Raw genomic sequence first — 20,329 nt, 5'->3', positions numbered from 1 at the left:
GCAAATTAGTTTTTGAAATGGCACAACACGCTGTAAAAGAACGAAAAAGGGCGCCTTCGCAGCGATCCATTGCGGCACGAAAACGTATTCTTGACGCTGCGGAACTGGTCTTTGCCGAGCAGGGATTCGACGGTGCCTCGATTCGCGACATCGCCGAACGGGCGCAGGTTCAGAAGGCCAACGTGAACTTTCACGGCGGTCCAAAGGATGAGCTTTTTGAACGCATCGTTGCGCGTCGCGCTAGTGAACTATCGCAAGAGCGCCGTGAAACCATCAGCCGATTGGAGGAGTGCGGCGATTGGGACGCCGCGGACCTGATGTCAGCCTTCATGAGGCCGTTGTTGACCCGCGCATTCAGTAATGATCCCCAATGGCTGGCCTATGCGCGCATTGTGGCGATCGTTTCCGCTGATGCGCGTTGGCATACGCTGGCGAAAACCCATTTTGACCCCGTCGCCTCGCTGGTCGTTCAAAAGCTGTGCACAAAATACCCCGAGGCCGACCCGGCGAACGTTGCCGGGGCGCTGGTTTTTTCGGTGTCGTCTATGCTGGCGTTGTGCACGTCGGAATGGCGGATCAGGGCACTTTCCGGCCCTGACCAAAAACGCGACGCCGAGGGTGCAATCCGGAACCTGTTGCAGTTCTGTCATGCTGGGCTCACCGGTGTTTTGGATCCGTCCGGGTAGTCCAGCGACGATCAAACAACTTAGCCCCAACCCGCTCAACTTGAAGTTACGCACGGGAACATATCAAATGGTCCCGTGCGTTATTATCTAGTGATTAACCAAGATTAACGATTGGGAGCGTGGGGTGACATGACAGAGACAAGGGACCGCCTGACTGCAGAGGAGGCGAGGGGGCTGCGGACGGCCAAAGAGCTTGAGGCGCATCTAGCGTGGTTGGACACGTTCACGCCCGCCGCTTTGGGTGTTTTGGCCATAGCCTCAGGTATTTACACTTACCTTGGCGTTTCATCATTGCTGGAAGACAATGGCGCGGTGACCTTCTTCGCAGCGGTCGCCTATTCGATCGCAGTGTCCGTCGGCATCTTTGTGTTCTGGAGCTATATGCTGCGCTTACTGCCGTCGATGCGCACGGCCAGCGGTTTCATTGGCCTGACGATCTCGACGATCGTTGGATCCGTTGCAATCATCGCCATGTCCAGCTGGCTTAACGCTGCTGCCCTGGCCGGCGCGGCTGCGGTCGAACAGCACCTTGAAAACACCGTGCGCGACTACCAGGCGGCACTTGAGCAGGCGCATGACATTGCACTCAGCGGTCAGGCGCTGGGGCGCGAGGTCGAACGCGCGCGTCAAAGCTTCGAAGAACTGGCCGAGCTGGAGCAATCCGGTGATCTTTCGGGCACGGCGGGCCGTGGGGCAGTGTTTCGCGTGCTGACCCAAAAGGCCGAAGAGCTGCGCAATCTGGAAGAGCAGATCGCAAACCAGCAGCCGCTGATCGAAGATGCGTTCCAGCAGGGCAACGAAATCCTCGCCCGAATGCGTGAGCTTACCGTTGCCCCGGGGCCTGTTGATCGCCGGTCAGTGCAATTTTCCGAAGAAAGCGTCAAGCTGGCCGGAGTGATTTCACGTCTGAACCAATACAACGTGGCGCCGCTTGTTGCGCGCGCTGCCGGGGATTTGCCGTCGTCGGTCGTGCTGCCCGAACTTGATGGGCGCAGTTCCGAGGTGCGCGATGCCCAGTCATCGACCATCAACTCGGTCCTGAACGCACTTGATCAGCGTGGCAAAACCCTTCGGACCGCTGCTGAAGAGGTTCTGGAGATCGAGCCGCCAATTGAGACGGCCTATAATCCCATTTCCAGTGCAGATGCAGTGATCAAGTATGCGCACAACTTTGTGCCGTCCTGGGCCGGAGCCATCGCAATCGACCTGCTGCCCGCCGTTCTTGTGTTCGTGCTGGCGATCACCCAAGCCGCCATCCGAAGCGGGAAGGACGGTATGAGCATTGAGGACACGTTAACGCTGTCTGACCTGCGCGCGGCCATGAATGCGATGAAAGATGTCGAGGCAACGATGGGCGTCGCAGATGCCGCAATTCTGGATCGCGCCACGCCGAAAAAAGACGAAACATAATGGGCTTCCTGTCCCGAATTGATGTGCGCAGGGGGCTGCGATACGTGCTGGTGTTCCAGCTGGTGATCGCAGGTATTCTGATCCTGTCGGATGTGGCCGACGTTGTCTCCAACCCGTTTAAGCCAAGGGTTGAATTGCCGACCGGCCCCATCTCACCTGGGGATCAGCGGCGTGAGTACCGCACCGACCGCACCGATCCGTCGCTGTTGCCGCAGGACCAACCGCTGGATGTGCCGGTGCCTCAGAGCTATCCCACGCGGTTGGAATTTACTGAAAAACAAGCCGGTGATCTGGGGCGGGTCCTTCTGGTGAGCGGTCAGATCGAAACAGGTGATGCTGATCGGTTCGATACTTATTTGTCCGAGATGCAAGAACAACCCGACCTGATCGCGCTGCACAGCCCGGGCGGCCAAGTGTCCGAAGCTTTGTTGATCGGCGCGCAGATACGCGAGGCCGGGTTGTCATCGGCCGTACTGCCCGGCGCGGTCTGCATGTCCGCCTGTCCATATATTCTGGCAGGTGGGGTCGCGCGTATCGTGTCACTGCAAGGCATTGTCGGACTTCATCAGCATTATTATGACCAACCGCGCCTGATCCCCGTGGTCTTTGCCGTTGAAAGCATCCAAAAGGGGCAGGGCGAGACGATGCAGCATCTGATCGACATGGGTGTCGATCCTGCATTGATGCTGTATTCTCTGAACACACCGCCGGATCAGATCTATGCCCTAGTAGAAGATGAACTGATAAGCACCGGTATTGCAACGCAAATTCTGGAATGAAAAAAGGACCCGACGCGCGGGTCCTTCTTATCAATCCTGCAAGACAGAGATGAGCGCCTCGGCCAGCGGCAACGAGGAATATCCGTGCCGGGATGGTGTCAGACCCAGCCGCACAACGACCATGTCATGGGATGGAAACACGCCGATAAACTGCCCGTCATGCCCCTGAAGCCAGACGGCATCTTCATAGGGTGGTAACCCACCCGGAGAATCCAGCCACAAATGACCTTTGGCGTACATTCCGTCAGATGCGGCAACCGGCTCAAACATCCAGTCCGTAAAACCCTCGGGCAGGATTTGTTGGTCGTTCCATTCGCCTTTCTGCAATAGAAGTTGCCCAAAACGCGCCCAGTCGCGCGCAGTGGCATACATATAGCTGGACCCGACAAATGTGTCCGCCGCATCGGTCTCGAGCACGACGGATGCCATGCCCAATGGTTCGAACAGAGCCTCTTGCGGATAGGTCAGACTGTCATCGGTCAGTTTGTCCTGCCAGACGCGCGACAGGGCTGTGGTTGTCCCCGAAGAGTAGTTGAAATCCGCCCCAATCTCACTTTCCGCCGGGCGGCCCGAGACAAAACCTGCCATGTCATCATTAAGATACAGCATCTTGGTCACGTCCGAGACGTCGCCATATTCCTCATTCCATTGCAGGCCACTGGACATGGCCAGCATGTCCTTAAGGGTGATGTTTTTGCGTCCGTCCTGTGCCCAGTCCGAATAACTGTCGGTCAGCGTATCCTCCAGAGACATCTGGCCAGATTCGATCAGGGTACCGATCAAGCCCGCAGTAACTGTCTTGGTCATCGACCACCCAAGCAAAGGCGTGTTTTCGTCAAACCCCTCCGCATAGGTCTCGCCAACGATACGCCCATCCCGCACGACAACCACGGCGCGGTATCCTTCGCCCAGAAGTGTGCTATCCGCCAGGATACGCGCGATTTCAGGGTCTTGTGACAGTTGAACTTCGGTACCGACGGGCCAGATTCCAGTGGGCAAGGGCTCGATCGTGGTCAGGGTCGCGTCGCTGAGCGTCGCGTCATGGACATTGGTGCAGCCAAGCCCCTCGCGATATTGCGAGGTCGCGGGGGCAAAAAACCGGAAAATCCGTGCCGTCACGGTTTGGGCTTCAGCGTCCACGTCGATCGAGATCTGCTTGAGCAGTGGGTGCCCCGGGGCCTGAACATCGACGGTCAGAACGTCTTCCGGGTCGCGCCCGGCAATGAAGACGTTGGAACAGACGATCTTGGCCGAATAGTTTGTTCCCACCTTCAATAGGTCAGGCGGGGCGATCAGCAGATAGCCCACAATTGCGACGACACCCAGAATAAGCGTGCCTGCGATGATTTTCAGCGCTTTGATGATCAATCGACTTTCTGAACCGGTCGTGCCGGCCCCCTCCCGTTTGTCTCCGGATTTCGTCCGAGTTAAGAGCGTATCGTCTTTGGTTGCCACCATTCCGTCGCGTAGGTTCCGGCCAATTTCAACTGTGGACCCGCCTTTTTCGTTTCACTTGACCAAAGCCTTGGGGTCGTCCTTGATGGTGACAAGCCCTGTCGGTCACGCCGGTAACTGAACCGGCAATTCCGATATCCTGGGCGCAATCAGGGAACGTTCGCTTGAATGAGCCCTGTTTGGATGGACGCAAGTGAAACGATTGCATGTCTGAAATCGAGATCTGGCTGGAAAAAAACGGCCTGTCAAAATACGCCGAGGCCTTCGCCCGTCATGAAATAGTGGTGGGTGATCTGCCTGAGCTGACAGAAGACGATCTTGTCGCAATTGGACTGCCGCTTGGGCCAAGGCGACGGTTTGCAAAAGCCTTGCGCGAACAATCCGGGGCCGGCGTTCCGTCACTACATTCGACCCTCAGCCCGACAATCGTTGCCGAACGGCGGCAGTTGACTGTCATGTTCATCGACCTCGTCGGGTCCACCGAGATCGCGCAGCGCTTGGACCCCGAGGATCTGGCCGAGGTTCTGCGCCTGTTCAAGGAAACCTGCGCGGCGGCTGTGGCTGCGTATGACGGCCATATCGCAAGTTATTATGGCGATGGCATTATGGTCTTTTTCGGCTTTCCGCATGCGCATGAGGATGACCCCGAACGCGCGATACGTGCGGGGCTGAGGATCATTCAGGAAATGCCGGAAGTTCGGACCCACGCAAAGCTCGAAGTGCGGATAGGGATCGCGACGGGGTTGGTCGTTGTCGGTGACCTGCGCGGTGAGAACATGTTTGAGGACGGCACCGCCATGGGCGAAACGCCAAACCTGGCAGCGCGCCTTCAGGCTATGGCCGATCCGGGCACTCTGATCGTCGCTCCGACCACGCACCAACTGGCAGGCGACGCGTTCGAGTATGTTATGCGCGGTGCGTTCAAACTCAAAGGCTTCGCGAAAGAGGTCGAGGCCTGGCAGGTCACCGGAACACGAGAGACGATCAGCCGGTTCATGACGACGGACAGTACCGCGTTGCGCCCGTTGATTGGACGCGACCCGGAGTTTGACATTCTGCGCAGCAAATTGGCGCTGGCCCGGGCAGGCCAGGGGCAGGTCGCATTGGTATCCGGCGAAGCAGGTATCGGTAAATCCCGCTTGATCGAAGAGCTGCGGTTGGGTGTTGCCAAGGCAGAAGCGTTGCAAGTGCGGTTTCAGTGCTCACCGTATCATGAGACAAGTGCGCTCTACCCTGTGATCCGTCAGATTGAAAACGCTGCGGACCTGCGTGCTGATGATACAGGGAGTGTCCGGCTCAGGAAAATTGCCAAACATCTGGAAGATCCGCCTGACCACAGCGTGAAGCTGGCAGCGGCGCTTCTGTCTGTTCCATTCGAAGACCAACTTGGTTCGCTTGATCTGACGCCACAGCAAGTCATGGATCAGACCTTGGACATGTTAGCCGGTCAGCTTATTGCACGGGCCGCGCGAAAGCCCATACTGTGCCTCATTGAAGACGCGCATTGGATTGATCCGACGACGAAAACCTTGCTTGACCGGATCGTGGACAGAATTCAGGAAGTACCGGTTCTGATCGTCATGACGTACCGGACGGCTTTTGATCCGGATTGGGCCGCCAAGCCCAACGTCACTCATGTCCCTCTCCGGCAGTTGGATTTCGCGCAGGTCCGCGAGATTGTTCATCAGGTGGCTGGGGATAAGCCGATCTCGCCCGAAATGCTCGGCGTGATCGCGGGGCGGACGAACGGTATTCCCCTCTATGTTGAAGAGGTGACAAAAGATTTTCTGGAATCTGGTCAATTGGCCGATCGGGCAGATGCACTTGGGTTGGATGGCGCGCCCGGTCCTGCACCTTTGGTCCCCAGCACGTTACAGGATGCGTTGATGGCGCGATTGGACCGTTTGAGTTCGGCGAAGGAAGTCGCACAAATCGGTTCCGTGATCGGTCCGCATTTCACCTATCAATTGATTTCCGGCGTGTCCGGGTTTGGGGATAAGGCGTTGCGCGCGGGTCTGGATCTGCTGGTCGACGCGGGCATTGTGACCGTTACGCAGAAAAAGGCAAAAGAGACATTTGCCTACCGTCACGCTCTTATTCGTGACACGGCCTATAACAGCCTCCTGAAAAGCGAACGCCGCGGGTTGCATGCGCGCGTAGCAGAGGCCTTGCATCACGGAACGCATAGTCACGCAGATGCAGGCCCCGAAGTTCTGGCGCACCACTACACCATGGCGAAAATGCCCCGCGAGGCCATCGAACAGTGGCACCTTGCAGGCCAACGCGCAGCCGAGCGCTCTGCAAATGTCGAAGCGGTGACCCAGTTGGGACATGCGATACAGCAGTTGCACGAATTGGAAAGCACCGTTGAACGCGACCGCAAAGAGGTCGAGATACAAGTGCTTCGCGCGGGCGTGACCCGTTCGACGGCCGGCATTGCCGCCGACGAAACGGGCGCTGTCTATGCCCGAATTCGAAAGCTGTGCAATCGGCTGGACGAGACCGAGAACCTGTTTCCTGTTCTCAATGGCCTTTATTCGTTCCATTTGGTGCGGGCCGAATACGATTTGGCGAAGGACGCGGCGCGGCAAATCCTCGATCTGGCAGGTCAGTCTGACGAGGCGCATCATGTCATGATTGCCCATCGCGCGATGGGGGCGGTTTTGCTGCATATCGGTGATCTGGACGCGGCGCATGAACACCTACAGTTGGCGCTGGACCTTTATCAACCCGATCTGCATGGACGGCTTGCTTATGTCTACGGATCCGACCACGCAGCGATAACGTCTTGTTTTTTAAGCATGGCGCTGTGGTTGAAAGGCGATCCTGACCGAGCCGTTGATATCCAGCGAAGGGCCGTCGATGCCGCCAAGGACCTAAAGCATGCCCACAGTATCGCCCAGGCGCTGACCTATCTTTGCATGTTGCATACTTTGCGTCGTGAACCGGATCATGTTTTGAAAGCCGCTCAACAGCTTGAAGAGGTGTCCGAGAGGCACTCGTTTACCTTCATGACTGTTACTGCCAATCTGTGGCGCAGTTGGGCGACTGCTTATGATGTGCCGACCTTTAACAACATCAGCGCGGTACGTCAGGCGGCCGAGGCCTGGTGGGACAGCGGTGCGGGGAACTACAAACCGTTCCTTTTGACTTTAATCGCCGAGCTGATTTTGAAAGCCGGTGATCCCGAGGGTGCCCAGCAGGTATTGTTCGAGGCACGCAAGCACCAGAAACTAACCAACGAAGGCTGGGCTCAGGTGGAAACGGACCGGGTTCAGGCGCGTTTATTGCAGCAGCAAGAGGCCGCGAAGTAGCGGTCGCTCCAATCTAAAACCCGCTGACGCGTTCAACCAACCAGTACATCGACACGCAGCCGATGGCATATCCTGTGACGGGTACGGCGACTACGCCAGCCCTTTGGGAAATTGTGGGCAGCGTAAGGCGCCACACCAAGATCAGGGCCGACAGTCCGGCAATAAACAAAAGTTGCCCGGCCTCGACCCCGATGTTGAAGGCCAGCAGTGCGGCGAAGATATCCTCAGTTGGAACTCCAATATCGGCCAGCGCGCCGGCAAATCCCAGCCCGTGCAACAGCCCGAAGCAAAAGCAGACGATCCAGGGATATTGTTCGGACAGGCGCAGCTCACCATCTTTTCGGTTGAGGATTTCCAGAGCGAGGAACACGATTGACAAGGCGATCACGGCTTCGACCGGAGGGCCGGGCACGTTCAGCACGCCCAGAGTGGCAAGCGCCAGCGTAATGGAATGCGCGACGGTAAAGGCGGTCACCGCCCCGACCAACCGCCATGGATCGCGCACCAGCACAAACAAGGCAAAAACAAACAGAAGGTGATCCCAACCTTCCAGAATATGTTCGAACCCAAGGCGGAAGTAACTGCTCAGAACCGACCAGGTCGTTGGCTGTTCTGGTATGATCAAAGCAGGCGTCTCGGGCGTGAACCGCAAAGTGGATGGTTCCGACGAGATGGGTTGGATGCGCAGCAGAACGTCGTTTCGTTGTTGCTCCAGCCCTTCAATGGTGATGGTGTGACCGGCGATATCGTCCTCGCATTCAAGAACCCAGGTCGCGATCCAAGCCGTTCCGTCGGACCGTGGCTCGGGTCCTCGGTTTTGGGCACAGTGAGCGGGCAATATGGCATCGATACCCATGGGGCGGCCATTCACATCAGGCTTGCGCCATAGCACTTGCCAGGTGTTGCTCGCCAATTGCCGCAGGTCCAAATAACCGGGGTCAAGTGCATGTGCATGTCCCGCTTGTGCAGCGAACATCAGCCAGCCCGAGAATAACAGGCAAAAGAGCCGCTTCATTCGACTGCCTTGTCCATGTCGGGTGTTTCGACCTGGTAATTCGATGCCAGGCTTTCATATTGCGCCTGCGCCAGGTCCGACCCGGCTTCGCGGCGCCATTCCAGTAAAACGGTATCGCGGATATCTTCCAGCTTTGGCAATATGGGGTCTTGTTTGTCTGTAACGCGAACGACGTGGATGCCATACGCGGATCGGACTGGGCCGGACCAGTTGCCTGGCTCCAACGATCTCAGGGCCGCCGAAAAGCCAGTGCCAAAGTTTGCGTCCACCACGCGCACTACTGTCAGAGGCATCGACTTTGGAAGCAAAGTTGTCGATCCGATGCTGCTCCAGTCCTGCTGAGTGTTTGCAGCCTCAATCGCGCTTTCGATGGCATCCAGCTCAGCGTTCTCGTTCAGGTAGATCTGATCAAAAGCAATCTGTGCCGGTTTGGTAAACCGTTCCGGGTTTTCGTTCAGAAAGGTCTGCAACACTTCGGGCTCGGGTTCGATCGAAGCCGCGATTGCGTCAGTCAGAAAATCCATCTTCTGCGCCAGGCGAGCACGGATGACCTGATCACCTTGATCCAGGCCCAGCTTGCGTGCTTCACGCACAAGAACTTCTTCGCGGATCGCCCCGTCAATCAGGGCCTGTAACTCGTCTTCCGTCGGTGGGCGGTTCCAGCTGTTTTGGAAACGTGTTTTCAGAAGGGCGACATCGTTACCATCAACTGTGATCGTGTCGGTTTCTTCAACTACGTCCTGCTGCGGGGAAACCCATGCAAACCAACCGAAAATGGCAACCCCGATCAAAATGAAATGGAATAAAGGCTGTTTAAAAATTTGCATTCGGGTTCTCAATGTCGTGTCGCAATATTGCCGGGCGGGGTTAACCGCCCGGCAATGTCATTAGTGTATTATTCGGTTACTCGCTAGGTGTGTACCAGATTGGCGACGAATACGCGCGCTCTTGATGGATCAGCTGCGCCTCTTCCGGCAATTCAATACCGAACCGGACCTTGTCGTACAGGACCCAACGGGGTGTGGGGATTTCAAGCGCCCGGACATAGTAGAAGGCCCGCGCATTTGGATCAAAGTCTGGATCGGCCCAAACCGACACAAGCTCGGCGGTTCCAATCGTGTTACTCCAGCTGGCGGTTTCGATATCGACGGTGTTGCCGACAGCCGGGACTTTGCCGTTTTCATCAGCAGCCCGGTCATCCGACCATGCAACGTCGTAGACTTTCTCGTGCAACTCTCCTTCGCCATCGAGCCACCCTTTTACGACCTGTACCCGGTCCAGATTGGCCCCAACCGGATCGCGTAGCGCTGCAATCAGGAATGAAGGCGCTCCATCACCTTCGTTAGGGCGTAAGTCCGAGCCCATCGGAACGCCTTTGGTGTAGCCAACGTCCGCAAGGAACCGGGTCTCAAGATCTGCTTCGTCAAATTCCCATCCACCAAAGAACCGCAGACCGATCCGAGGACCAGTCGTGGCATAGGTTTCACGCCGTTTGAAAGCATCAAAGATCGCGGAACGCGTGTTCTCGGTGGCCCAGACGGCAGTGTAACCAGATGCGACAAGAAGGTCGCCGGGGATTTCGCCAAGATCATTGGCGATGAAGGGGTGCTGGATTCTTGTGGCCGACGGTTCAACGCTGACGGATTTTCCGAAAAAGTTGTCCTCTTCAGCTGTTGCCAGCGATGTGTGGCTGTCTGTTGCCCCACCCATTCCGAACTTATAAGGGTTCACCCCGAATTTTTCTTCCAGCATCAGGCCACGTTTCAAGGCTTCTCTGGCATATTCACCGGCCAGCATGTCCTCTGTTTTCAGCTCGGTAATGTCGAGGTTGCCGACGTCCCAGTTTTCATAGTCCGCAAATTCGTCTTCCGGGCTTAGGAAGGGGTGTGCTTCTCCGTCGCCTTTGATTTGGGTGACCTCATAATGCGGCTCCCACTTGGCGCGGTTCTGCACGTATTCTTCGTCTACCTTGCCGCCGTGATAAGTATCCTCAGTGGGGAACATCCAGCCATTTGACAGGTTGCCGTTATGTGCAAAAGCAACCGCGCGACCGCCGGTTTTACCCTGATATTCTTCAAGCCACGCATAAAGCGCCTTGGGGTCGGTGTCGCCGTAAGGAGGCTGAGTCACGGGTGGCACCATTTGCAGTGCCCGAATTGGTCCGTCACGTAGCATGACATTGCGGTGCAGGTTGAACCCCTTGGGAACGGACGTCCATTCAAACCCAATAAAGGCGGTGAAATTGCCGGGGTCGTTGTGCCGTTCCGCTGCCATAACGATGTTTTCCCATGTAAATGCGAATGCGTCCGCGCCTGGGCTGTATGACTCAAGTAGGATTTCCGGCAGGGTCATTTGAGAGAAATTTGTAATAATGTCGAAGGCCGCTTTCCCGGCTTCTTCACCGCCTGCTTTGTATCCCTCGTACCACTCCAAGCCTTTTGGGTCACCAATAACGCCAGGTTTACCGGCCTGCAGGTCCGGGGCGAAACCCATCAAATCAGTATGATCCGTTAGCACCATCCAATCCAGGGGCCGCGCCAGCCTGACGGCCTGACCGGTTGACGAAATAACTTGTTCCCCCTTTGCGAACCGCCATGCCTCATCAGGAAGCAAGGTGTTTCCGAATGCGCCCGCATCCAGCGACAAACCGGTGTGCAGGTGTGTGTCACCCCAGAGTGGCCGTTCAGGAAATGATCGGTTGGCGTAAGGCGAATATGGGCGGTCGGCAAAGGTGCCCTCGGCAGCCTCTTTGCTGGGGACCGCGTCTGCCCATACAAGTGATGGTAATGTCAGCAAAGAGATCAAACAGGTTGTAAGTCGAAGCATTGAATCCTCCCCAGGTCGTCGCGCAAATCGAATATCGTAAATTCAGTATATTCATTTCTTATAATGTATTGGACGAACTTTTGTACTGATTTTTCTACCATGGGACCTGCATCCAGCGCAGACCGGTGCCTTTTGCGGGTGGGGGTGCTTGGATAACCAACTCAAATACAGCTCGAATACGGGTAAGGTCGCCCCGAAAGTTGTAGCGAAACAGAAGTATCCACGCCGGTTTTGTGGTTTATGCTTGCAGGCCCGAACCGTCGCATACCGCATCGGAAACTGTGGTGCGATCACGCCAGGGTATACCCCTGCGCGCCCAGTTGGTTCTGGCAGGAGTTGAGAAATGGATCGAACAAGGCAACGAATTCCAGTGGCTTGCCGAGTTCGGTAGCAAGGATCACATTAGTTGAGGTCGCAAACTTGTCCACGACGCTGTCTTTTATCCGGCCGAGCCTTTCGTCTACAAAAGGAACGTCCTGAAGACCGGTCCAGTAAACCACATCCAACACCTGACCTTGCGTACCTTTCTCAAGGACGAAATCCTCGTACGCCTGTGCAAATTCATGTGCTACCGGATCATCGGCGATCTCGGGGCCGTAGACGTCGCGGATCACCTCCAGCGCATGCGCTGCGATGCCATGCCCTTTGATCCCCCGATATGCCAGGCCAAGGCCGACGACCCCTGCACCTAACGCGATTACCTTGCGACGGGAAAACTTCATGTAACCGCCTCCGATGCGCGAAGCGCCAGCGCCGAGATTGTCAGCGACGGGTTGGCGGGCGAACAGGTGGGGAATGCACCCGAGCCAAGTACAAAGACGTTGGGTGCGGAATGTAGGCGCAGCCTGTCGTCAACGACTGAGTCTTCGGCGGAAACGCCCATCCGGTGCGTGCCCTGGATATGAGCGTCAGATGGCAGAATGTCTGAAAACCACAGATGTTCGATTGTGTCCGGAATTATGTCGGGCAGACCAGTCTTTACTCGCTCTATACCGCGTTTGGCATAGTCGGAATATCCAGTCCATTCGATGACTGGTTCATCATCTTCCAAAATGACGCGGTTTTCGGCGATGGGAAGATCTTCAACTGCTAGGCGCAGGTTAATACGGTTTGCCCATTTGCCGGGTTCTTTTCGGATCGATACAGGTGCGTTTATGGTTTCGATGAGCACCGCTGCGGACGTTCTACGATCTACGTCATGGTAAAAATGATAGCCAAGTCCGGTTTCCGATGTGCCACCAAAAAAAGCCTTTAGTTTGGCTGTGTCCACTAGGACTTTCACTGCCGCTTGTTCGTGAAGGTACCGTCCTAGCGCGTCATTGCGAACGTCCGAGCGTTTCAAAATGGCTGCGTTGAATATTGCATTGGTACCCAGCGCAACTGTGTCGGCGCGAAGGCGCACTTCATTGCCATCGTTACTTTTGACGCGAATACCGCGTGCGCGTCCGCCTTCGATATCTACCGCCCTCACTTCGGTGCCAAGTAGGTAGTGCGAACCAGGATGGGTGAGTTTGTCGAAACTGTTCAATACGGTAAATTTGGAGTCGATAGGACACGTCCGACATACCCCGTTTGCACAGCACGTTGGTCGTGAACCGCCGTTTGACGTCGCGTTGGATGCAGGTACCCATAGGGGCGAAGATTCCTGTAAAGCAGCATCAGCACGCGAAGGAGTATGTGCGGGGTAGGGAAATGGCTTTCGGCGTGGAAGAATATCCTGTGACTGACCGCCGGCAACTTCGATGATATCTTCGACACGTTCCCAATAAGGTTCGAGATCATCGTAACTAATAGGCCAGTCAATACCGACACCAAACTTGCTGTTCAGGGCAAAGTCGTTTGGATGGAACCTGGGTACATTGCCCCACCAGTAATTCGAGTTTCCACCAAGTAGAGTGTAGGCGAGCCAATTTTTTTTCAGCCCGGACGTGTTTCTTTGTGTAAAAGCTTCTTGAACCGCGGGGCCGTTTTCGATCTGGTCTGAATGAGTGTATTCATCGCCCTTTTCGACGAACAACACATTCAGGTCCGGCGGAAGCCCATGACCGAAGAACATCGCTGAGAAACTGGATCCTGCGATTATCACGTCCCATTCACGAGAGCTGGCTTCGTCTAAAGATACGCGCTGCATGACAACAGGTTGACCTTTTTACTCATCAAACAAACAAGTGGCTGAAAATCAGCGTAGAATAACAATTCTGCATAGTATGGCATGAAAATGGCCGCGCGCAAGTCAACTGGCCGATAGGGCTATGATCATTGATGGGCAAAGGCGGCCTAATTCGCAAATTGAATAAACATTGGGCGACTCCGGCGCGCGCAGATCAGTTTGAGGTTGCTGATTGGTGCCCATCACGGGCAGATTGCTGGTGAGGGCAAAGGGACGGACCAGCCAATGACACAACAATCCAAGGGCATGGCTGTCTTTTTGACCGGCAGTTTGATGCGGCACGTGACCCGAATGTCGCTGACCACCAGCATTGGTCTTATGGCAATCTTTGCCGTGGATTTCGTGGACATGGTGTTCATCTCGATGCTGGGCAACGACGCGTTGGCCGCAGCGGTCGGCTATGCGGGCACGCTTTTGTTTTTCACCAACTCGATCAATGTGGGGCTGTCCATCGCAGCCGGGGCTCTTGTCGCCCGCGAGTTGGGGGCCGGGCGGCCCGAAAAAGCCCGGCAATTCGGAACCAGCGTTGCCCTTCTTGGTATTCTGATGGGATTGATTGTGTCTGCCATGGTCATGATTAATATCAAGTTTCTGCTGTCTTTGCTGGGCGCGCAGGGTGAGGTTCTGCAATTGGCCGCACGGTATGTCAGCATCATTCTGCCGACCATGTGGGTGATGGCTGCGGCAATGACGGGTATGGCTGTGTTGCGTGCGCACGGTGATGCGCGCCGGTCCATGCAGGCTACGATTTACGGCGGGCTGGCAAACGCAATTTTGGATCCGATCCTGATCTTTGCTGTTGGTCTTGGCCTGGATGGGGCGGCGATTGCCTCGGTCATTGCGCGTATCTGTATGCTGATAGCAGCGGTCCGGCCCGCCGTGCGCGTGCACCGTGGATTTGCGCGACCGTCGCTGAGGCACTTGAGGGAAGACCTCCAGCCGGTGCGGGCGATTGCGATACCGGCGGTTCTGACCAATGTCGCCACGCCGGTCGGCAACGCCATCGTGATCCGTGAGGTTGCGCAGTTTGGCACCGATGCCGTGGCAGGCATGGCCGTAATAGGACGGCTGATGCCTGTTGCCTTTTCCGTCGTGTTTGCACTGTCCGGGGCCATAGGCCCGATCGTGGGGCAGAACTTTGGGGCAGGGCAATATGGTCGGGTGAAGGGTGCATTCCTGGCAGGCGTAAAATTCACCGCCGTCTATGTGGTTCTGATGGCGGCGGTGCTGTTCGTCCTGCGTGCCCCCATCGCCGACTTGTTTCAGGCCCAAGGCGAGACGCGGGCGCTGATCTATCTGTTCTGCGGGCCGTTGGCCCTGGCGTCGTTCTTCAACGGTGTGATCTTTGTTGCGAATGCAAGCTTCAACAACCTTGGCTATCCCATTTATTCCACGTGGGTTAACTGGGGGAGACATACGCTGGGCACGTGGCCCTTTGCGGTCGCCGGGGCCTATTTGGCTGGCGCTCCAGGTGTGTTGTTGGGGCAGGCGCTGGGCGGTGTGATATTTGCTGCAATCTGCTGGGTAATGGTGCGCGGCGTTGTCTCGGGCCTGACTGCGCCAACAGAGATCGACCCATTTGCCGGGCAAAGCCGGCTGCAATCCCTGTTTGGGCGCAGGGGGTGGTGAACTGTCCCGGGCGCTGGAACACCAATGATTTTTGGTCACCAGAAGCGACTTTTGTCTCCTTTTTTGCAGCCAAGGCATCCTCATTTGCCAATTCATGAATTCGTTGTAAGCTGAACTTATGATTGCAAAAAACGCCAAGTTGTTTCGGGGCGTTGATTTAAATAGCACCTTTAACGACCGAGGATGAGCAATGTCCGGAAGTCTTTTGAAGTACACGCGTGTTCTTGAGATTGTCGGAGATACGATCAAAGTCAGGGTGCCTCTGGACGGATCGACTGACGCAGCAGTGCGTTTCAATGATCTGGCCGTAATCGAAACCGTGGACGGCCACAAGACACTGGCGCAGGCCATTTTTATTGACCGGGATGTTGTCACCCTGCAGGTGTTTTCCGGCACCAAGGGCATCTCGACCGAGGCGACGGCGACGTTCCTGGGCCACCCGATGCAGACGCCATATTCCCAGAACATACTGGGCCGCGTTTTTGACGGCGCGGGTGTATCTATTGATGGTGGACCTGACCTGTCGTCTGAGCCGCGCGTGGATATTGGCGGGCCAACCGTGAACCCGGCGGAACGCGCCGTGCCCAACAAGATGATCCGGACGGACGTACCGATGATCGACGTGTTCAACACACTGGTCGAAAGTCAGAAAATCCCGATTTTTTCCGTCTCGGGTGAGCCGTTCAACGCGTTCCTCAGCAGAATTGGTGTTCAGGCGGACGCGGATATCGTGGTGTTCGGCGGGCTAGGGTTGATCTTTGACGACTACTTTACCTTCAGGACGTCCTTCGAGGATGCGGGCGTGTTTTCCCGAACGGTGATGTTCGTCAATCAGGCGATGGATCCGCTGGTCGAACGGCTGCTGGTACCCGATATGGCACTGGCCGTGGCCGAAAAATTCGCGGTAGAAGAAGGCAAGCGCGTTCTGGTCCTGCTGACCGATATGACCGCCTACGCCGATGCGATGAAAGAGGTCGGGATCAGCCAGGAACGCGTACCCTCGCAGCGTGGATACATGGGGGACCTCTATTCCCAACTGGCCCGCCGGTACGAAAAAGCCTGTGACTATGCCAAGGGCGGATCGGTCACTGTGCTGACCGTGACAACGATGCCGGGCAATGACGTGACCCATCCAGTGCCGGATAACACGGGCTATATCACCGAAGGGCAGATCTATCTGCATTCGGGCGTGATTGACCCGTTCGGCAGTCTCTCGCGCCTCAAGCAGAACGTGATTGGGAAGACAACGCGCGAGGATCACGGGCAGATCATGAACACCATGATCCGGTTCTATTCCGAAAGCCGTGACGCCGCGCAGAAACAGGCGATGGCCTTTGACCTGTCGGATTATGACCATCAGCTGCTGAAGTTTGGCGACCTGTTCAAGACCCGTTTCATGGACATCAACGTTTCAATCCCGCTGGAAGATGCGCTGGATTTGGGGTGGAAAACTCTGGCCGAGTGTTTCGCACCTGGGCAGCTACTGATGAAGCAGGCCCTGATCGACAAGTATTTTCCAAAGGATGCCGATGGCGCGGTTGCAGCTGAATAAATCGTCGCTCGCGCGCGAGCAGACGCAGCTGAAAAGCTATGAACGGTTCTTGCCGTCGCTGGACCTCAAGCGTCAGCAGTTGATGGCCGAGCGCGCCAAGGCGCGCGAGGATGTCCAACGTTTGCAAGAAGAGGTGCAGGATCTGGCGCAAAAGGTTGGGGAAAAGCTGCCGATGCTGGCGCAGCAAGGCGTTGATCTGGACGGTCTGGTTGAGCTGAAGGACTACAAGGTCAAAGAGGTCAACGTTGTCGGCGTCAAGATGCCCGCGCTGGACCGGATCGAGGTTGCGGTGCGTCCGTATTCCTATCTGGCCAAACCTCATTGGGTCGATGCGGCGGCCCGGTTGCTGCACGATATGATCGAGGCGCGTCTACGGGTCAAAGTGGCCGAAGAGCGGGTGAAGATATTCGATAGGGCTGTGGCCACCATCACCCAGCGTGTCAATCTGTTCGAAAAGGTTCTGATCCCGCGCGCCAAAGCCAACATCAAGAAAATCCGCATCTATCTGAGTGATGAGCAGATGCAGGCCGTCGTGCGCTCGAAAATCTCGAAACGCAAACATGCGCAGGAGGCTGTGTCGTGAGTGTTGCGAGGCTCAAAAAACTGTCGCTGGTCGGGCAAGCAGGCCAAAAGGCTGCGACCCTTGAGGCGCTACAGAATCTGGGCTGCATGCACGTCCTGCCGCTGGCTTCGCCACCCGCTGAGCCGGAAAAGATCAGTGAGCGCGGCGCGCGCAATGCCTATAAGGCGCTGCGGTTCCTGAATGACGTGTCCGAACCGCGCCGACAGATCCAGCGCGATCCCGGTTTTGAGATGGACCAGTTCGTCGGGGATGTGCTGGACTTGATGCAGCGCACTCGTGACATGACGGATCATAGGGATTTTCTTGCCAACCGCATTGCAAAGGTGCGCCCTTGGGGCGATCTGGATTTTCCACCAGACGATGTTTTGGCGGGCAATCGGTTGTGGTTCTATCAACTGCCGCTCAAACATCGCGATGCGCTGGAGGCATTGGATACGCCATGGGCAATTCTCGAACAGGACCACCGCTTCATCTATGCCGTATTGATTGCTGCGGATGAGCCGGATGACGACATCCTGCCGGTCCCACGGACTCACACCGGATCATTGCCCATTCACGAGTTTGAAGCGCAATTGGAAGAAGCCGAGATCGCGATCGAAGCGCTTGAGGCTGAACGCGTTGCGCAAACCCGATACCTGACGCTGATGCGCCGGAACCTTTCGGTTGCCGAAAGCGCGGCCGAGCTGGCCCATGCCACGCAAAAGGTGCGCGACGAAGAGGCAATGTTTGCCCTGCAGGGCTGGGTGCCCGAGGATCGCATAGACGCGGTTCTGGATATGGCCGGTGACAAGGGCGCTGCCGTACTGATCGAAGAACCCAGCCCCTATGACAGCCCGCCAACTTTGTTGGAACAACCGGAAAAGCGTAGTGCTGCAGTGGACTTGGCGCTGTTTTATCAAGTGCCGGGTTACAAGGACTGGGACCCCAGTGTCATCGTCGCCGTTTCATTTGCGGTCTTCTTCGCAATGATCGTAGCCGACGCGGGATACGGCGCGATTATCCTGTTGGGCCTTTTACTATTCTGGAAGCGGCTTGATGCAACACCGGGTGAACGATCCTGGCGACGCTTTGGGGTGACCATTTCCAGCGCAACAATCCTGTACGGCGTCCTCGTCGGCAGTTACTTCGGCGTGTCGCCAGCCGAGGGGTCGTTCTGGTCCAAGCTCAAATTGCTCGACCTGAACAATTTCGGTGCGATGATGATGGTCTCGATTGTCGTTGGCGTTTTGCATTTGGTACTGGCCAATGCGCTTGCCGCACGCGCGGCAAGGGGGCACCGGAAGGCCATCGCCAATCTGGGCTGGATCGCTGCGCTGATTGGCGGGTTCGTTCTGTGGCTCAGCTACATGAAGGGTAACTCTCCGGTGCCGGGCGCGGCCTTGATGGGGATCGGGGTTCTGGCCATCGTCTGGTTCTCAAGCGAGCGGATAATCAAGAAACCAACCGACTGGATTTGGCGCCTGATCGGAGGGCTGCAAAGCCTTGCCGGGGCCATGGGGGCATTCGGCGATGTGCTAAGCTACATGCGCCTGTTTGCGTTGGGTCTGGCCTCGGCCTCACTGGCGATCACGTTCAACGATCTGGCGGTTTCTGTCATGCATTCGCTCAAGGGGTTGGGCGTTCTGTTCGCCCTGCTGATCCTGATCATCGGCCATATTCTCAACTTCGCGCTCGCCATGATGAGCGGCGTCGTCCACGGTTTGCGTCTCAATTACATCGAATTCTTTAAATGGGGTCTGCCGGACGAAGGCATTGTCTTTCGACCGTTCGCCCGCAAGGAGGTTCAGGAATGAATGAGCTTGTTTTGACATTGGGTTGGCTTGGCATCTACGCGCCAATGGCGCTGGGCGCAGCCGCCAGCGCCGTCGGATGCTCGATCGCGGGCATGGCCAGTATTGGGGCCATGACGGAAACCGACGGCGGCTATGGCCGCTTTGTCGGCGTTTCGGCCTTTCCTTCGACGATGGTGATTTATGGCATCGTCATCATGTTTACCCTGAACCGCGAGGTGACGCCTGAAAACGCGGGCGGCTTGTTCGGGATTGGTATCCTGTCGGGCATCGCATTGATGTATTGCGGGATCTGGCAGGGTCGGGCCTGTGCTGCGGCGATCAACGCCACCAAGGAAAAGCCCGAGATCTTTGGCCTGGCGCTTGCCCCGGCAGCGATCATCGAAGGGTTTGGCGTGTTCGCCTTTGTCTTTGCCCTTGTCATCAGTGCGGGGATCAGTTGATGGCACAGGATGGCATGATTTCTCATGGCGTGGATGCCTTGATCGATAAGCTGCGCAATGATGGCGTGGCTGCTGGTCAGGCCGACGCCGAAAAACTGCGCACTGAAGCCAAGGCCGAAGCCGCCAAAATTCTGGCGGATGCCAAACGCGAGGCGGACGACCATCAAAAAAAGGCACGCATCGATTCCGACAAATATCGCGCTGCTGGGGAAGAGGCGCTTAACACCGCCATGCGTGATGCGGTTTTGACCATGAAGGGTGGATTGACCGACCGCTTTCGCGAAGATGTCGAACGTCTGGTGACCAAGGAAATGGCTGAGCCGGGCCTGCTGAAACAGATGATTTTGGAGGTCGTCGGCCGCGAATCCGAAGGCGTCAATCTGGATGGCAAGGTGCAGGTTATTCTGCCCGCCAAAGTCGCAACGCAAGAAGACATCAAGCAGAACGCCGATGACATTCAATCCGGTAAGCTGACCAAATACGTCCTCGGCCTGACAGCCGACATGTTGCGTGAACAGGTAGAGCTGCATGCATCGGATGACGCGCAGGGTGGTATCCGCGTGCGGGCCGAAGATCAGGGCGTTGTACTTGATCTAACAGACAAGGCGGTCGCCTCGTTGCTGATGGAGCATCTGCAGCCCCGGTTTCGCGCCGTGCTGGAAGGTGTGATCCGCTGA

At 56.6% G+C, this 20,329-nt stretch carries 16 protein-coding genes; 10 read left to right on the top strand and 6 right to left on the bottom strand.

The window, feature by feature from the left end:
- The first annotated feature begins 17 nt into the window (after positions 1-17).
- The 3 genes from AC2FJE_RS03585 (at position 18) to AC2FJE_RS03575 (ending at position 2,875) form a co-directional block, all read left to right on the top strand.
- The gene (locus AC2FJE_RS03585) at positions 18-686 is read left to right on the top strand and encodes a TetR/AcrR family transcriptional regulator (RefSeq protein WP_496753526.1); all 669 of its coding nucleotides are present in this window, start codon (positions 18-20) and stop codon (positions 684-686) included.
- Positions 687-815: 129 nt separating this feature from the next.
- Complete coding sequence (locus AC2FJE_RS03580) at positions 816-2,096, top strand: hypothetical protein (RefSeq protein ID WP_496753528.1); 1,281 nt, start codon at positions 816-818, stop codon at positions 2,094-2,096.
- On the top strand, positions 2,096-2,875 hold the full coding sequence (locus tag AC2FJE_RS03575) for a COG3904 family protein (protein WP_496753530.1): 780 nt from the start codon (positions 2,096-2,098) through the stop codon (positions 2,873-2,875). The genes AC2FJE_RS03580 and AC2FJE_RS03575 overlap by 1 nt, the downstream gene beginning before the upstream one ends.
- Before the next feature lie 30 nt (positions 2,876-2,905).
- Here the strand turns inward: AC2FJE_RS03575 and AC2FJE_RS03570 are convergent, their stop codons facing one another.
- A complete protein-coding gene (locus tag AC2FJE_RS03570; protein WP_496760633.1) occupies positions 2,906-4,333 on the bottom strand; it encodes a serine hydrolase domain-containing protein in 1,428 nt (475 codons plus the stop codon).
- 203 nt (positions 4,334-4,536) lie between these two features.
- On the opposite strand from AC2FJE_RS03570, the gene AC2FJE_RS03565 reads away from it, so the two are divergent.
- Positions 4,537-7,644, top strand: coding sequence for an ATP-binding protein (locus AC2FJE_RS03565; protein WP_496760632.1), 3,108 nt, complete (start codon positions 4,537-4,539; stop codon positions 7,642-7,644).
- 13 nt (positions 7,645-7,657) lie between these two features.
- Here the strand turns inward: AC2FJE_RS03565 and AC2FJE_RS03560 are convergent, their stop codons facing one another.
- The 5 genes from AC2FJE_RS03560 to AC2FJE_RS03540 all read right to left on the bottom strand — a co-directional run bounded on the left by AC2FJE_RS03560 (position 7,658) and on the right by AC2FJE_RS03540 (position 13,616).
- Positions 7,658-8,659 (bottom strand): HupE/UreJ family protein, encoded by a 1,002-nt coding sequence (locus AC2FJE_RS03560; protein ID WP_108859003.1) that lies wholly within the window; start codon positions 8,657-8,659, stop codon positions 7,658-7,660.
- The gene (locus tag AC2FJE_RS03555; protein ID WP_496753536.1) at positions 8,656-9,486 is read right to left on the bottom strand and encodes a peptidyl-prolyl cis-trans isomerase; all 831 of its coding nucleotides are present in this window, start codon (positions 9,484-9,486) and stop codon (positions 8,656-8,658) included. The genes AC2FJE_RS03560 and AC2FJE_RS03555 overlap by 4 nt, the downstream gene beginning before the upstream one ends.
- Before the next feature lie 76 nt (positions 9,487-9,562).
- The gene (locus AC2FJE_RS03550; protein WP_109311954.1) at positions 9,563-11,485 is read right to left on the bottom strand and encodes a DUF3604 domain-containing protein; all 1,923 of its coding nucleotides are present in this window, start codon (positions 11,483-11,485) and stop codon (positions 9,563-9,565) included.
- Positions 11,486-11,775: 290 nt separating this feature from the next.
- Positions 11,776-12,207 carry a hypothetical protein gene (locus tag AC2FJE_RS03545; protein WP_282168619.1) on the bottom strand — a complete coding sequence of 144 codons (432 nt, stop codon included), beginning with the start codon at positions 12,205-12,207 and terminating at the stop codon, positions 11,776-11,778.
- Complete coding sequence (locus AC2FJE_RS03540; protein ID WP_496694935.1) at positions 12,204-13,616, bottom strand: GMC oxidoreductase; 1,413 nt, start codon at positions 13,614-13,616, stop codon at positions 12,204-12,206. The genes AC2FJE_RS03545 and AC2FJE_RS03540 overlap by 4 nt, the downstream gene beginning before the upstream one ends.
- Positions 13,617-13,880: 264 nt before the next feature.
- Here AC2FJE_RS03540 and AC2FJE_RS03535 point away from each other — a divergent pair, with 264 nt between their 5' ends.
- The 6 genes from AC2FJE_RS03535 to AC2FJE_RS03510 all read left to right on the top strand — a co-directional run bounded on the left by AC2FJE_RS03535 (position 13,881) and on the right by AC2FJE_RS03510 (position 20,329).
- Complete coding sequence (locus AC2FJE_RS03535) at positions 13,881-15,284, top strand: MATE family efflux transporter (RefSeq protein WP_282168617.1); 1,404 nt, start codon at positions 13,881-13,883, stop codon at positions 15,282-15,284.
- A gap of 190 nt (positions 15,285-15,474) precedes the next feature.
- The gene (locus tag AC2FJE_RS03530; protein ID WP_109311955.1) at positions 15,475-16,836 is read left to right on the top strand and encodes a V-type ATP synthase subunit B; all 1,362 of its coding nucleotides are present in this window, start codon (positions 15,475-15,477) and stop codon (positions 16,834-16,836) included.
- On the top strand, positions 16,814-17,419 hold the full coding sequence (locus AC2FJE_RS03525) for a V-type ATP synthase subunit D (RefSeq protein WP_496753538.1): 606 nt from the start codon (positions 16,814-16,816) through the stop codon (positions 17,417-17,419). The genes AC2FJE_RS03530 and AC2FJE_RS03525 overlap by 23 nt, the downstream gene beginning before the upstream one ends.
- Positions 17,416-19,212 (top strand): V-type ATP synthase subunit I, encoded by a 1,797-nt coding sequence (locus tag AC2FJE_RS03520; RefSeq protein ID WP_496753540.1) that lies wholly within the window; start codon positions 17,416-17,418, stop codon positions 19,210-19,212. Before AC2FJE_RS03525 ends, AC2FJE_RS03520 begins: the two co-directional genes overlap by 4 nt.
- Entirely contained in the window at positions 19,209-19,652 is a 444-nt protein-coding gene (locus tag AC2FJE_RS03515; protein WP_108858997.1) for an ATP synthase subunit C, read from the top strand. The genes AC2FJE_RS03520 and AC2FJE_RS03515 overlap by 4 nt, the downstream gene beginning before the upstream one ends.
- Positions 19,652-20,329 carry a hypothetical protein gene (locus AC2FJE_RS03510; RefSeq protein WP_496753542.1) on the top strand — a complete coding sequence of 226 codons (678 nt, stop codon included), beginning with the start codon at positions 19,652-19,654 and terminating at the stop codon, positions 20,327-20,329. Before AC2FJE_RS03515 ends, AC2FJE_RS03510 begins: the two co-directional genes overlap by 1 nt.

This window comes from Ruegeria sp. CDSC002 (genome assembly GCF_059610905.1).
This window is presented reverse-complemented; position numbering and strand designations above follow the sequence as displayed.